The sequence below is a fragment of the Klenkia sp. AC732 genome (assembly GCF_979256525.1).
Window position 1 is genome coordinate 1 of sequence record NZ_CEEDOS010000129.1, and the last position, 255, is coordinate 255.

General features: G+C 75.7%; 1 protein-coding gene. It reads right to left on the bottom strand.

Annotated features, from left to right (window positions below; genetic code table 11):
• Positions 1-255, bottom strand: a 255-nt coding sequence (locus tag AC0IVP_RS21970; RefSeq protein WP_471759288.1) for a hydantoinase B/oxoprolinase family protein, incomplete at both ends; no start/stop codon positions are given.

Consider the following 255-nt stretch of genomic DNA (forward strand, 5'->3'; position numbering starts at 1 on the left):
ACGCTCACCTTGAGCCAGGCGATGTCCTGGAGGCCCTCCTCGACGGGGCGCTCCAGCGGGTCGCCCCAGCCCCCGCCACCCGTCGTCCGGACCCGGACGACGGTGCCGGCGGTCAGCGGCTCGGCGTCGGCGCGCGCGTCGACCTCGTGCTCGTCGGGGCCGCCCGGGTCGACGGTGCTCTGGCACGGCCGGCCGGCCTTGCCGCCCTTGACGCCCCAGCAGGCCAGGATCGAGCGGTCTGCGATGGACATGAAG